General features: G+C 62.8%; 14 protein-coding genes. 13 read left to right on the top strand and 1 reads right to left on the bottom strand.

Annotated features, from left to right (window positions below; genetic code table 11):
* The first annotated feature begins 66 nt into the window (after positions 1-66).
* The 6 genes from ccmA to ACUJ47_RS00250 all read left to right on the top strand — a co-directional run bounded on the left by ccmA (position 67) and on the right by ACUJ47_RS00250 (position 5,238).
* Positions 67-639 (top strand): heme ABC exporter ATP-binding protein CcmA, encoded by a 573-nt coding sequence (ccmA, locus tag ACUJ47_RS00275; protein ID WP_445536482.1) that lies wholly within the window; start codon positions 67-69, stop codon positions 637-639.
* Positions 636-1,298, top strand: coding sequence for a heme exporter protein CcmB (locus ACUJ47_RS00270; protein WP_445536481.1), 663 nt, complete (start codon positions 636-638; stop codon positions 1,296-1,298). The genes ccmA and ACUJ47_RS00270 overlap by 4 nt, the downstream gene beginning before the upstream one ends.
* A 243-nt stretch (positions 1,299-1,541) precedes the next feature.
* Positions 1,542-1,784: a hypothetical protein gene (locus ACUJ47_RS00265; protein ID WP_445536480.1), complete on the top strand. Its 243-nt coding sequence runs from the start codon at positions 1,542-1,544 to the stop codon at positions 1,782-1,784.
* A gap of 245 nt (positions 1,785-2,029) precedes the next feature.
* Positions 2,030-3,448 (top strand): glycosyltransferase, encoded by a 1,419-nt coding sequence (locus tag ACUJ47_RS00260; protein ID WP_445536479.1) that lies wholly within the window; start codon positions 2,030-2,032, stop codon positions 3,446-3,448.
* Complete coding sequence (locus ACUJ47_RS00255; RefSeq protein ID WP_445536478.1) at positions 3,439-4,377, top strand: hypothetical protein; 939 nt, start codon at positions 3,439-3,441, stop codon at positions 4,375-4,377. Before ACUJ47_RS00260 ends, ACUJ47_RS00255 begins: the two co-directional genes overlap by 10 nt.
* A 348-nt stretch (positions 4,378-4,725) precedes the next feature.
* Positions 4,726-5,238 carry a hypothetical protein gene (locus tag ACUJ47_RS00250; RefSeq protein WP_445536477.1) on the top strand — a complete coding sequence of 171 codons (513 nt, stop codon included), beginning with the start codon at positions 4,726-4,728 and terminating at the stop codon, positions 5,236-5,238.
* A gap of 31 nt (positions 5,239-5,269) precedes the next feature.
* Here ACUJ47_RS00250 and map read toward each other — a convergent pair whose 3' ends face one another.
* A complete protein-coding gene (gene map / locus ACUJ47_RS00245; protein WP_354144572.1) occupies positions 5,270-6,100 on the bottom strand; it encodes a type I methionyl aminopeptidase in 831 nt (276 codons plus the stop codon).
* Between the two features lie 184 nt (positions 6,101-6,284).
* Here map and ACUJ47_RS00240 point away from each other — a divergent pair, with 184 nt between their 5' ends.
* The 7 genes from ACUJ47_RS00240 (at position 6,285) to ACUJ47_RS00210 (ending at position 12,483) form a co-directional block, all read left to right on the top strand.
* Positions 6,285-7,676 (top strand): leucyl aminopeptidase family protein, encoded by a 1,392-nt coding sequence (locus tag ACUJ47_RS00240; protein ID WP_445536476.1) that lies wholly within the window; start codon positions 6,285-6,287, stop codon positions 7,674-7,676.
* A 96-nt stretch (positions 7,677-7,772) separates the two neighbouring features.
* A complete protein-coding gene (locus tag ACUJ47_RS00235; RefSeq protein WP_445536475.1) occupies positions 7,773-8,123 on the top strand; it encodes a hypothetical protein in 351 nt (116 codons plus the stop codon).
* 8 nt (positions 8,124-8,131) lie between these two features.
* Positions 8,132-9,061: an N-acetyl-gamma-glutamyl-phosphate reductase gene (gene argC / locus ACUJ47_RS00230; RefSeq protein WP_445536474.1), complete on the top strand. Its 930-nt coding sequence runs from the start codon at positions 8,132-8,134 to the stop codon at positions 9,059-9,061.
* A 252-nt stretch (positions 9,062-9,313) separates the two neighbouring features.
* Positions 9,314-9,652: a P-II family nitrogen regulator gene (locus ACUJ47_RS00225; protein ID WP_354144463.1), complete on the top strand. Its 339-nt coding sequence runs from the start codon at positions 9,314-9,316 to the stop codon at positions 9,650-9,652.
* A gap of 107 nt (positions 9,653-9,759) precedes the next feature.
* Entirely contained in the window at positions 9,760-11,169 is a 1,410-nt protein-coding gene (gene glnA, locus ACUJ47_RS00220; protein WP_445536473.1) for a type I glutamate--ammonia ligase, read from the top strand.
* A 145-nt stretch (positions 11,170-11,314) separates the two neighbouring features.
* Positions 11,315-11,785: an MAPEG family protein gene (locus ACUJ47_RS00215; RefSeq protein WP_445536472.1), complete on the top strand. Its 471-nt coding sequence runs from the start codon at positions 11,315-11,317 to the stop codon at positions 11,783-11,785.
* Between the two features lie 113 nt (positions 11,786-11,898).
* Positions 11,899-12,483: a lysozyme gene (locus ACUJ47_RS00210; RefSeq protein WP_445536471.1), complete on the top strand. Its 585-nt coding sequence runs from the start codon at positions 11,899-11,901 to the stop codon at positions 12,481-12,483.
* The last annotated feature ends 5 nt before the right edge of the window (positions 12,484-12,488 follow it).

Below are 12,488 nucleotides of genomic sequence, written 5' to 3'. Positions count from 1 at the left end.
ACCTCCGGTTGACAAGCGAAATCGGATACTTGGCGCTCGGCGACGGAACGCCTATCGCTTTACGCGATGGAGCCGCGCCTGACAGCCAGTAATCTCGCCTGCCGACGTGGCGACCGCGTGTTGTTCCGCGGGCTGTCGCTGTCGCTCGAGCCGGGCGACGTGCTGCATGTCACCGGCGCCAACGGCATCGGCAAGTCGAGCCTGCTGCGCATCCTGGCCGGGCTGCTCTCGCCCTATGCCGGAACGGTTGAACGCGATGGCGCGGTCGGCCTGCTCGACGAGAAGCCCGCGCTCGACCCTGACCAGCTGCTGAGCCACGCGCTTGCCTTCTGGCGCGCGATCGACGCGACGCCGGGCACGAACTATCCATGGGACATGGAGCATTTGCTCGATGTGCCGGTGCGCTATCTTTCGACCGGCCAGCGCAAGCGCGCTGCGCTTGCCCGGCTATCCGCGCAAACCGCGCCGATCTGGCTGCTCGACGAGCCATTGAACGGGCTCGACCATCGCGGTGTGAGCATGGTCGGCGCGATGGTGGAAAGCCACTCCCGCGCGCACGGGATCTGCGTGCTGGCCTCGCACCAGCCCTTCCCGCTCGACGGGATGCGCGTGCTCGAGCTGGCGGAGTTCGTGCCATGATCCGCGTGCTCACCGCGCTGATGTGGCGTGACCTGCGCAATTTGTTGTTCGGCAGCAGCCGCGGCGGTGCAGTGCTGCCGCTGCTGTTCTTCCTCGCGGTGGCGATGCTCTATCCCTTTGCGGTCGGCCCCGATGCGCCGCTGCTCGCAAGGACCGGCGGCGGAGTGCTGTGGATCGCGGCGCTGCTGGCGGCGATCCTGCCATTGGACCGGCTGGTGCAGGAGGATATCGCGCTGGGCATTTTCGACCAGCTCAACCTGCGCGGTGTGACCGAAGAGATCGTGATGGCGGTGCGCCTCGTCGCGCATTGGCTCAGCTTCGGGCCGCTGCTGATGCTGGCGTGCTTGCCTGCCGCCGCGCTGCTCAAGCTCGATGGCGAGACGTTGCACCTGCTGCTTCTGGGCCTGCTGGCGGGCACGCCGGGGCTGGCGGCGGTGGGCCTGATGATCGCGGCGCTGACCGCGGGGCTGCGCGCGGGCGCGGCGCTTTCCGGCCTGCTGCTCATCCCGCTGGCGCTGCCGATCCTGATCTTCGGCGCGGGCGCGCTCGAGCGCGGCGATCCGGCGACTTTGGGCTTTTCAGCCGCGATCAGCCTGCTGCTGGTGGCGATCACGCCCTTTGCGGCAGGCGCTGCGATCAGGGCGGGGAGAGAAACTTAGCGATGTCCGCAAACGTCACCGACTAGAAAACGGGGGTGGCGCAAAGGGGCATGTTTGGCTTTCCGTACACTCCCCGGCCTCAGCGACAAGGAAAGCCCCGGCTCGATTCCGGAACTGGACAGATACACCGCATTGGACAGGCCGCATCTGTTCGCCAGCGCGACCCAAGATCTACTAGTAAATCGAATTTATTGATTCACAATGTGTTTTAAAGTTTCGCACGCCCGAAGGAGCTGTGCCGGGATGAAGACACATTCAGACGAATACCAAAGTACGATGTCCCCAGAGTGGCATCTGGATGAGACCGCCGAGGTAGCAGAACCTTACAACTTCAGCAGCGTCAATCCGAGATCGGTGTTCGCCCTTGCGTTGCTCGCAGCCGTTGTGGCCGTGGCGGCCGTTCTCACCGCTTACCTGTTGATTCAGTTCGCCATGAATGCAGGTGCGATTCCTGCTCCGCCGGCACTTGGCCCATATGTTTCATAGTGGGCCTGCCAGCATCGGCAGAGGGCAACCATTTCCGATCGATCAGATTGCGGCGAACGCGAATGCGCCTTTGCCGACGAAGATTCCGATCACAATCGCGGCATCGATCAGACGATCTAGAATGCTGTCAGCCATGGCAGGGTCTCCTCACGCGGATTGCCTGACTGCCCGACAAACCTTGCCAACGGTTTGGCCGATATCCTTACCGCGCGATTCATCTTTGGATTTTACGAGAGCTCAATGCCATGGATGAGAGAGTGGCCGACCTGCGACCAGCAGTGTCGGATCCCACCTATGTCGGCCCCGATCGACGCGCCTTCGGCTTGCGCCGTGACCTTGCCTATTGGCGCAAGCGGGCGCAGCGCAGGAACCTGATCTTTGCGGCATCCCTGGCGTTCGCATCGCTTTGGATGCTGATCAGCGTCTGGCTTTCGCTGCCGTGGCTGAGTGATCTTGGAAACCTGTCGCATCCAGTTCTGGCGATGGTTGTTCTGACCTTCATCGCATACGTGCCGGGCTTCATGAACGCCTTCCTTTTGGGCAGTCTCGCCCTTCGCCCCAACTCGCTCAAGGAAGCGCCCGAAGGCTGGCCTGGCATCTCCGTGCTAGTGGCGGCTTACCAGGAAGAGGATCTGATTGCGGCCACGCTCCGCAATCTGAGCGAGCTGACATATCCCGGCCAATTGGAAGTCATTGTGATCGACGATGGCTCGAAGGACGCCACTTTTTCGGTTGCGAACGCATGCGTGGAAATGTTTGCGGCAACTGACAATTATTCGCTCAGGGTAGAGCGCATGGTTAAGAACAGCGGCAAGGCGCGCGCGCTCAACCACGGGCTCAATATCGCTTCGCACGAGCTGGTCATCACCATTGATGCTGACACGCTACTCGAGAAGGGCAGCATAACCGCTATGGTTGCGCATCTTTATGCTAGCCCGCCGCAGACGGCCGCCATCGCCGGTTCTGTGCTGGTTGCGAACACTATGGAAAGCTGGATCACCAAGGCCCAGCAGTGGGATTATTTCCACGGGATCGCGGCGGTAAAGCGCATGCAGGGCAACTATAACGGCACGCTGGTGGCCCAAGGCGCCTTCTCGCTCTATCGGCGCAGCGCGCTGGTCCAGGCCGGTGGATGGCCTGACACGGTGGGCGAAGACATCGTGCTGACGTGGTCGCTGCTGCGCCGCAATTATATCGTCCGCCACGCGGAAGATGCCATCGCATGGACCTACGCGCCGGCAACATTGAATGAACTCTCGAAGCAGCGCAAGCGCTGGGCTCGCGGGATGATCGAAGCGCTGGCCATCCACAAGCGGCTGTTGGGCAAGCGTCGGCTGTCGACAATGTTCATCTATTGGAACCTGATGTTCATCAGTATCGATCTTGCCTTTACGCTGGCCTTCATTCCGGGGCTGCTGCTGGCGTTGTTCGGAATTTTCTGGCTCGCCGGGCCGATCACATTGCTGGTCCTTCCGCTCGCGGCGCTCTGGAACATCGTGATCTACCGCATCCAGACACGCATGCTGCGGCGCGAAGGGATTGAAATGGAGAAGAGCTGGTGGGGCTTCATCCTCTATGCCTTCATCTACCCGTTCGTGATGCAGCCGGTTTCGGTTTGGGGTTATGCGGCCGAACTCTTTGGAGGGAAGAAGAATTGGGACTGAGCACCTATGCCAGGGGCGCAATCGCGCTTGGCGCCTTGGCCTTGCCGGGCGTACTTTCAGCGCAGGCGGAACAGGGCGTCGGGGCCAGCCAGGCGGCGGGCGTGGAGGTCTTCTATTCCTCCGATAGCGACGACACATCGGTGCTGCGCACAGCGCTCGACCTGGACTTCCGCAACGATGGCGCGGGTGATCGGATTGGCCTCCGGCTCGAGAAAGCCTGGTACGAACCATCCGGCCTTCTCACCGAAGAGCGCGAGCGCGCCTACCTCCGTTTCGCGACTAAGGGCAATGCCTGGACGTGGGAAACCCTGATCGGGACCGATGGTGATGATTTGATCGGTTCGGTGTCGATCCATGATGACTCGCGTTATCGCAAGGAATTCTTCGTCGAGCGAGACATTGTCGAAACGCCGATGGGCCTTGAGAGCGGCATCTATTCGACCTTTGCCGGCGCAGCGATCGATATTCCGCTGGATGAGCGCAATGTGATGACGGTGCTCACCGGCGCACAGCTATTCACCGGCGACAATGTCCGCCTCCACCTGAGAGGCAATTATGTTCATGTGCTGAAACCCGAATGGGGACTGAGCGTGCAAATGCGCGGCCGCTATTTCCGCAGCAGCGACCCGGGCGAGTTCGACTATTACTCGCCCCGTAGCTATGCGCAGCTGGTGCCTGTGGTCCAGCTCCGCAGGTTTGTGGACGGCTGGCAGCTGCTTGCTGCTGGCGGGATTGGCATACAGAAAGATTCGGCGACCGATTGGCAGCAAGCCAATTTCGCCCAGCTGCGTGTCATTAGCCCGGCCAGTGGCAGCCCCTGGTCGGTTTCAGGCGAACTGACCTATACGCAGACACCGGCCAATGGCGCAGTGCTCGGTGAAGGCTATGATTATGTGCAGTCTCGGCTTTCAGTGATGCGGCGGTTCTGATCGCGAATGGATCCACAGTCTCCAGCGGCTTTCGTATTGTAGCCGAGATTTAATGCCGCTTTCCCGGCCAATGCGACACATGCGACATAGTCCTGGAGAAGGAAAACCTTTTCCCGGATTTTGGCCGCGAAGGGTTGGGGCGATCCGACAATTACAAAGAGCGCCGTTCTCTTGCCAGAACGCGGCCATGTAGGAAAATCGGGAATGTCGGCTGACGGCCCAATTGCAGAAACCATCGGCACGCTCACGATCTCCGGACCTGCGTGGCCTCACAAGATCATATTCGGAGGAACAGATTTTTTACTGTCAGGACTTATTGGCTGAGCTTTACTAGAGGCTTGCCTGAAAATGTGGAACGACGACAACGCCATCTATGATGACGGCGAGTGGATTACTTGGACAGAGATCAACTCGTATCTTGATCGACTAGAGTTTGAAGCCCGCTACCCAAATCTAGATGTCGATCTAGTCCCAATATTCCAGAGCCTGCTCGAAGTAGCTCAAAGCTATCATGAACTTACTGGAAGCCACCTGCAAATCTATGGCGACCTTGGCGAGCTCTACGGGGCCATCACTCACGGCATCAAATTACATCGGAACTACGCGAAGGGGTCCGACGGCAAGCTTGGCAATCACTTTGTTGAGGTCAAGACGATCACTCCATTCAAGCGCAACAACACCATCGTGCTCAATCTCGAACGAAACTTTAGCAAGGTTTTGATCGTCAAGATTAGCGCGGGGTTCGAGGTCAGCAGCAAGCTGATCGACCGCAAAGCATTGCCCAAGGCAAAGGGCAAGAAGATGAGGCTCGACTGGAACAACTTTGAAGATAACGCTGAGAAGTACGTTCGGTCGAGCTAGGACTACCCCGTTCCTCACCCACTTCCCGCCGTCAGGCGTAGGGCGGCTTGTCCAGCCCCTTGGGGCTCTTGGTGAAGATCTCCACCCCGTTTTCGGTAATGCCGATTGAGTGTTCGAACTGCGCGCTGAGCGACTTGTCGCGGGTCACCGCCGTCCAGCCGTCATTGAGCACCTTGGCCCACGGCTTGCCCGCATTGATCATCGGTTCGATGGTGAAGAACATGCCGGGCTTGAGCTCCGGTCCGGTGCCCGCGCGGCCCGCATGGACCACTTCGGGCGCATCGTGGAACAGGCGGCCCAAGCCATGGCCGCAGAATTCGCGCACCACGCCATAGCGGAACTGGTGGGCATGCGCTTCGATCGCGGCGCCGATATCGCCCAGCCGCGCGCCCGGCTTCGATGCCGCCTCGATCCCCAGCATCAAACATTCATAGGTCACATCGACCAGTCGCGTCGCCTTTAGTGGCGGTTCGCCCGCGTAGAACATGCGGCTGGTATCGCCATGCCAGCCGTCGAGCAGCGGAGTGACGTCGATGTTAACGATGTCGCCATCCTTCAGCGCCTTGTCGCCCGGGATGCCGTGGCAGATCACATGGTTGATCGAGGTGCAGCAGCTGTGCGCGTAGCCGCGATAGCCCAGCGTGGCGGGCACCGCGCCCGCATCCAGCATCATGCCGCGCGCGAAATCGTCGATCTCGGCCGTGGTCACGCCCGGCTTCACGAAGGTCGTCAGCTCGTCGAGGATTTCCGCCGCAAGGCGGCCGGCCTTGCGCATGCCCTCGAACCCTTCAGGCCCGTGCAGCTTGATCGTGCCGTCGCGATAGACGGTCTCGCTTCCATCGATGACTTGGTACTGGTGCATGGCGCCCACATAGCGACGGACGCGCAAAATTGCGAGTGACAACGCGTTTGGCGTCACTAGATAGTTCGTCTGAATACGGTTCCGGCCCGCTCCCCCTCCCAACCACCCGATAAACTACCGGCACGCTATCGGGTGGCTGGGAGGGGGAGTGGGCTGGCACCGCAAAACAAGCTAAAGGCTTCCCATGAGCAAGAAAGACGCGCTGATCCAGCCCGACCGCGGGCAAGACGCCATCGCTATCCACCTTGTCACGAAGGACGGCCTCGAGGCCTGGCTGAAGCCGCTTTCGATCGGGCAGCGCGCGGCGCTAAAGGCGCAGAAGTTCGAAGCCAAGCCGTTCCAGGTCGGGATCGTGCCCGATGGGGATGGCTGGTTCGCTGCGGGCGGCGTGGCCGATCCCGCCAAGCTCACCAGCTGGTGCCTCGCCAAGCTGGCCGAGGACCTGCCGGGCGGCACCTATCGCCTCGCCGATGGTGAGCCGGGCGCGGCTCTGCACGGCTGGCAGACCGCGCAATACCGCTTCACCCGCTATCTCAAGCCCGACGATGCGCAGGCCGGCCCGCGCATCCTGCTTAACAAGCAGGCCAAGGGGCTCGACGAGGCGATTGCGGAGGCCGAGGCAGAGAACCTCGTGCGCGACCTCGTCAACACCCCCGCTGAAGACATGGGCCCCGCCGCGCTCGAGGCAGAATGCGAAAAGCTGGCCAAGGCGCATGATGCAAAACTGCAAGTGGTCAAGGGCGACGTACTCGAACGCGATTTCCCTATGGTCCATGCCGTGGGCCGGGCGGCGGCGCGCCACCATGCGCCACGGCTGATGCACCTGACCTGGGGCAAGGAAAAGCATCCGGTGCTGGCAGTGGTCGGCAAGGGCGTGTGCTTCGATTCCGGCGGGCTCGACATCAAGCCCGCGAGCGGCATGAAGCTGATGAAGAAGGACATGGGCGGCGCGGCACATGCGATCGCGCTGGCGCGGCTGATCATGACCCATCACCTGCCGGTGCGGCTGCATTTGCTGATCCCGGCGGTCGAGAACGCCATCGCGGGCAATGCCTTCCGCCCCGGCGATATCCTTTCGACCCGCAAGGGCCTGAGCGTCGAGATCGGCAATACCGATGCCGAAGGTCGGTTGATCCTGGGCGATGCGCTGACCCGCGCGAGCGAGGAAAAGCCCGACCTCATCGTCGATTTCGCCACGCTCACCGGCGCTGCGCGCGTGGCGCTGGGGCCGGACTACCCTGCGCTGATGACGCGGCGCGATGAAACCGCGCAGGCGCTGATCGATGCAGGCCGGGCCTGCGACGACGAACCGTGGCGCTTGCCGCTGCCCCCCGCCTATGCCGAATGGCTCAAGTCCGATGTGGCGGACATCAACAACGCCCATTCCAACGGCTTTGCCGGGGCGAGCGTGGCAGGGCTGTTCCTCGACAAATTCGTGGGTGAAGGGATCGAGTGGGCCCATTTCGACACCTTCGCCTGGCGCCCCTCGGCCAAGCCCGGCAGGCCCGCTGGCGGCGCCGCATATGGCTTGCGCGCCACTTTCCACATGTTGCGCGCGCGCTACGCTGGCAAATAAGTCGGCCACGGCTAACTTGCCGGAAAGGCCTTCGATGTATAAGCGCCCGCGCAGCCCGCGTGGAGCGGGGCTGTTAGACCAGGGGAACACGCGCCAGTGAGCGGTGAGGCGACATATCACGTACCCGAAGGTCCGCTGCGGCTGGCCGGCCCGGTTGCGCGCCCTGCGCCCGGCACTCTGCCGCTGCGCGGAGACCTGGCGCATATGGCGCTGGCGGGCAAATATCTCGCGGCGCATTACGTGATCCCGCAAGTGCGCAGCGTGGCAACCGAAGGCGCCCCGATGCATCTCGCCTCGCGCGCCGACAGCGACGTCGTGACCCGGCTCGAGAGCGGCACCAGCGTCGAAGTGCTCGACATCGCAGGCGATTGGGCCTGGGCCTGCCTGGGGCCGGACGGACCGAGCGGCTATGTGCCCGTGGCCAGCCTCCTCCCCGCCGCAGGCTAGGGCGCGCGATGGCGACCCGCATCTTCATTGACGGCGCCGCCGGGACGACCGGCATCGAAATCCGCGAACGGCTCGCCGGGCGCGCCGATTTCGAACTGCTGCTGCTCGACGACGCACAGCGCAAGAGCGAGGCTGCGCGCAAGGATGCACTCCATGCCGCCGACGTCGCGATCCTGTGCCTTCCGGACGAGGCCGCGAAGGAAGCGGTCGCGCTGGCGGAAGGATCGGGAACGCGCTTCATCGACGCCTCCAGCGCGCATCGCGTAGCCGACGGCTGGACCTATGGCTTTCCGGAACTGATCGGGCATGCTGCGGTCGCGGGCGCCGAACGCGTCAGCAATCCCGGCTGCTATCCCACCGGTTTCCTCGCGCTGGTCGCGCCGCTGGTGCGCGCCGGGCCGCTGCCCGCCAGCTGGCCCTACACGGTCAATGCCGTCTCCGGATATTCGGGCGGCGGAAAGGCGCTGATCGAGCGTTTCGAGGCCGAAGGCGACATCGCCTTCCGCGCCTATGGCCTTGCGATGGGTCACAAGCATTTGCCCGAGATGCAGCGGCATGCAGGGCTTGCCCATGCGCCGGTGTTCTCGCCCGGAGTGGTGCCTGGCTTCCGCGGAATGCTGGTCGATGTGCCGCTGCCGCTCGCCGCGATGGGCGCTTCCGCCGATATCGCGACGATCCACCTGGCGCTGGCAGACTTTTTCGCCGGTTCGCCGGTGGTGAAGGTCCACCCGCTCGAAGACGAACCTTCCGAACTGCTGCTGCACACTGGCGCGACGCCGTGGGACGGGCTCGAACTGTTCGCCTTCGCCAGCGCCGACGGTGCGCAGGTGCGGCTCGTCGCGCGGCTCGACAACCTTGGCAAGGGCGCCAGCGGCGCGGCGATCCAGAACCTCAACCTGATGTGCGGCCTGCCCGAAACCGAAGGGCTCGCGCTCTAAAACAGCCGCTCGGTGCCTATTTTTTAGGCAGTTCACGTCCTGCTTTTGGGCATTATCCGCGCACCAGCGCAGCCGAGTTCTCCCGCCGGGGAACAGCAGGCCCCGCATCCCACCATGCCTGCCCCTTTGTCGCGCGATTGGCACGATTCTTGTTTTGGATATGGCAGTAAATTGTCTGTCCGGCCGAAACGCTCCTGCATCAAAGCGGAAGCGGCCTCGCGCCGGACAATAGCGGCAGGGGCCAAGCTAACCGTGAAAAAGATCGAAGCGATCATCAAACCCTTCAAGCTCGACGAGGTGAAGGAAGCGCTGCACGAGATCGGCGTGTCAGGTATCACCGTGACCGAAGCCAAGGGCTTCGGGCGCCAGAAGGGCCATACCGAGCTCTATCGCGGCGCCGAATATGTCGTCGACTTCCTGCCCAAGGTGAAGCTTGAGGTGGTGGTGAGCGACGCCGTGGCCGAACGCGTCGTGGAGGCAATCGCCGCCGCCGCGCAGACCGGGCGCATCGGCGACGGCAAGATTTTCGTTTCGACCATCGAAAGCGCGCTGCGCATCCGCACCGGGGAGCGCGACGACGACGCAATCTGACGCGGGGCATTTCGGGCATCCGGCCCGACCTGACACCGCAACGAACAACCCGCCCGCAAGCAAGGCAACACCGGGCACCCACCAAGACCAGCTGGAGGCATACACAAATGAGCAAGGCGAAAGACGTCCTCAAGACGATCAAGGACAATGAGATCGAATGGGTCGACCTGCGCTTCACCGATCCCAAGGGCAAGTGGCAGCACCTCACCATGTGCGCCGGCGTCATGGGCGAAGACGAGCTTGAAGACGGGCTGATGTTCGACGGTTCGTCGATCGCCGGCTGGAAGGTCATCAACGAATCCGACATGATCCTGAAGCCGGACCTCGATAGCGTCTATATCGATCCGTTCAGCGCCACGCCGATGATGATCATCTTCTGCGACATCGTCGAGCCTTCGACCGGCGATCTCTACGCGCGCGATCCGCGCTCGACCGCGAAGCGCGCCGAAGCCTATCTCCAGACCACCGGCGCGGGCGACACCGTGTTCGTCGGCCCCGAAGCCGAATTCTTCATGTTCGACGACGTGCGTTTCGAAGACGGCTATGCCGGATCGGGCTTCGCGATCGACGACATCGAACTGCCGACCAACACCGGCAAGGAATATGAGGCGGGCAACCTTGCCCACCGTCCGCGCGCCAAGGGCGGCTATTTCCCCGTCGCCCCGGTCGACAGCTGCATGGATATCCGCGGCGAGATGGTCACGACCATGCTCGAAATGGGCCTGCCCTGCGACAAGCATCACCACGAAGTGGCCGCGGCACAGCACGAGCTGGGCCTGACCTACGGCACGCTGGTGCAAACCGCCGACCGCATGCAGATCTACAAATATGTCGTGCACATGGTCGCCCAGGCCTATGGCAAGACCGCAACCTTCATGCCCAAGCCGATCAAGGAAGATAACGGCAGCGGCATGCACACCCACATGTCGCTGTGGAAGGACGGCAAGCCGACCTTCGCAGGCAATGGCTATGCCGGCCTGTCGGAAAACTGCCTCTATTACATCGGCGGCGTGATCAAGCATGCCAAGGCGCTGAACGCCTTCACCAACCCGACCACCAACAGCTACAAGCGGCTGGTGCCGGGCTTCGAAGCTCCGGTGCTGCTCGCCTATTCGGCCCGCAACCGCTCGGCTTCGTGCCGCATCCCATACGGTGCGGGCGACAAGGCGAAGCGCGTCGAGTTCCGCTTCCCCGATGCGATGGCCAATCCCTATCTCGCCTATGCCGCGCTGCTGATGGCGGGCCTCGACGGGATCCAGAACAAGATCCATCCGGGCGAAGCGATGGACAAGAACCTCTACGACCTGCCGCCGGCCGAACTGGCCGAAGTGCCGACCGTTTGCGGTTCGCTGCGCGAAGCGCTCGAATCTCTGTCGGCCGACCACGACTTCCTGCTCAAGGGCGACGTGTTCTCGAAGGACCAGATCGAAGCCTATATCGAACTCAAGTGGGACGAAGTGAGCCGTTGGGAAACGACTCCGAGCCCGGTCGAGTACGACATGTATTACAGCGCCTGATCCGTCCTCCAGCGATCAAGCGATGCAGGGGGCGTCCGGAGCGATCCGGGCGCCCCTTTTGCTTGCGTTCGCTGCCCGGCAGGGCGCGCCCTTGCCTCGCCCATCAAACGGGCGCATCCTTTGGGCAGCTGCCGGGAGCCGTGAAATGGAAATGCTCAGCCTGAACAATCCGGTCTTTGCGACCTATGCCGTCTCCGTGTCGCTGATGATCCTGCTTGGGATCGCGACCGCGTGGCTCACGGTGATCCAGATGCTGCGGGTCAAAGGCGGATTCCGCGCTCCTGAAGACATGCGCAAAACGCCGATCAACCCCGCTCCCAATGCGGACCAGACCGCTCCGAACGAGCAGGTCGAGCGCTATCGCCGGATCATGCAGAACCACCTCGAGAACCTGCCGTTCTTCGGCATCATCGGGCTGCTGTTCGTGATGACCGACCCGTCGCTCGCGCTCGCGCAATGGCTGTTCTACGGCTATGTCATCTCACGCGTGCTGCATTTCCTGGCCTATGCCAGCGCACAGGTTCACGACATCCGCGCGACCTTCTGGACGATCGGCTCGGTCATCCTGATCGCCATGTGCGTGATGGTGCTGCAGGCTGGCTGGGCCGCCGCATAACGGACAGCGGCTTCCCAAGGCGCGAGCCCGCCAATTCGCGCGAAACCATTTTCCTACTCCCCGCGATTGTGCCTAATGCCTGCGCCTCCCATCCCCGAACCGAGGCATCAGGCATGACACGCAAACCCGTTTTCGACACCGTCCGCGACCTGTTGGGCCGCGGTTTCCGCCAGTCCGAAGTCGAACGGATCGACCGCGCGATCGACGCGGCCTGCGGCGCGCTTCAGCCAGCAGCAGCGCTCAATCCCGGTTCGCAAGCATTCGAATTGATCAAGCGTTTCGAAGGCTGCGCATCGCTGCGGCCTGACGGACTGGTCGAGGCCTATCCCGATCCCGGCACCGGCGGCGCGCCCTGGACGATCGGCTGGGGCGCGACCGGGCCGGACATCGGCCCCGGCACCGTCTGGACACAGGAACAATGCGATGCGCGTCTGATGCAGGACGTCAAACGCCACGCCGCCGATGTGGCGAAGGCTTTGGGCAATGCCGCGACTACGCAGGCGCAGTTCGATGCGCTCGTCAGTTTTCACTACAACACCGGCGCGATCGCCCGTGCGACGCTGACCGAGCGGCACTGTGCAGGCGACCATGTTGCAGCGGTGGAGGAATTTTCGCGCTGGAACCGCGCCGGGGGCCGCGTGCTCAAGGGGCTGGTGCGCCGCCGACAGGCCGAAGCGCGGGTCTATGCCCGCGGTTGATGAAG

Source organism: Altererythrobacter sp. Z27, assembly GCF_052683155.1.
The sequence above is the reverse complement of the archived record's forward strand: the minus strand, read 5'-3'. Positions and strand labels throughout refer to the sequence as shown.

Bases quoted from the DNA above. Each gene is read 5' to 3' on its own strand.
- ccmA (WP_445536482.1), top strand. From the start codon at position 67: ATGGAGCCGCGCCTGACAGCCAGTAATCTCGCCTGCCGACGTGGCGAC.
- ACUJ47_RS00270 (WP_445536481.1), top strand. From the start codon at position 636: ATGATCCGCGTGCTCACCGCGCTGATGTGGCGTGACCTGCGCAATTTG.
- ACUJ47_RS00265 (WP_445536480.1), top strand. From the start codon at position 1,542: ATGAAGACACATTCAGACGAATACCAAAGTACGATGTCCCCAGAGTGG.
- ACUJ47_RS00260 (WP_445536479.1), top strand. From the start codon at position 2,030: ATGGATGAGAGAGTGGCCGACCTGCGACCAGCAGTGTCGGATCCCACC.
- ACUJ47_RS00250 (WP_445536477.1), top strand. From the start codon at position 4,726: ATGTGGAACGACGACAACGCCATCTATGATGACGGCGAGTGGATTACT.
- map (WP_354144572.1), bottom strand. From the start codon at position 6,100: ATGCACCAGTACCAAGTCATCGATGGAAGCGAGACCGTCTATCGCGAC.
- ACUJ47_RS00240 (WP_445536476.1), top strand. From the start codon at position 6,285: ATGAGCAAGAAAGACGCGCTGATCCAGCCCGACCGCGGGCAAGACGCC.
- argC (WP_445536474.1), top strand. From the start codon at position 8,132: ATGGCGACCCGCATCTTCATTGACGGCGCCGCCGGGACGACCGGCATC.
- glnA (WP_445536473.1), top strand. From the start codon at position 9,760: ATGAGCAAGGCGAAAGACGTCCTCAAGACGATCAAGGACAATGAGATC.
- ACUJ47_RS00215 (WP_445536472.1), top strand. From the start codon at position 11,315: ATGGAAATGCTCAGCCTGAACAATCCGGTCTTTGCGACCTATGCCGTC.
- ACUJ47_RS00210 (WP_445536471.1), top strand. From the start codon at position 11,899: ATGACACGCAAACCCGTTTTCGACACCGTCCGCGACCTGTTGGGCCGC.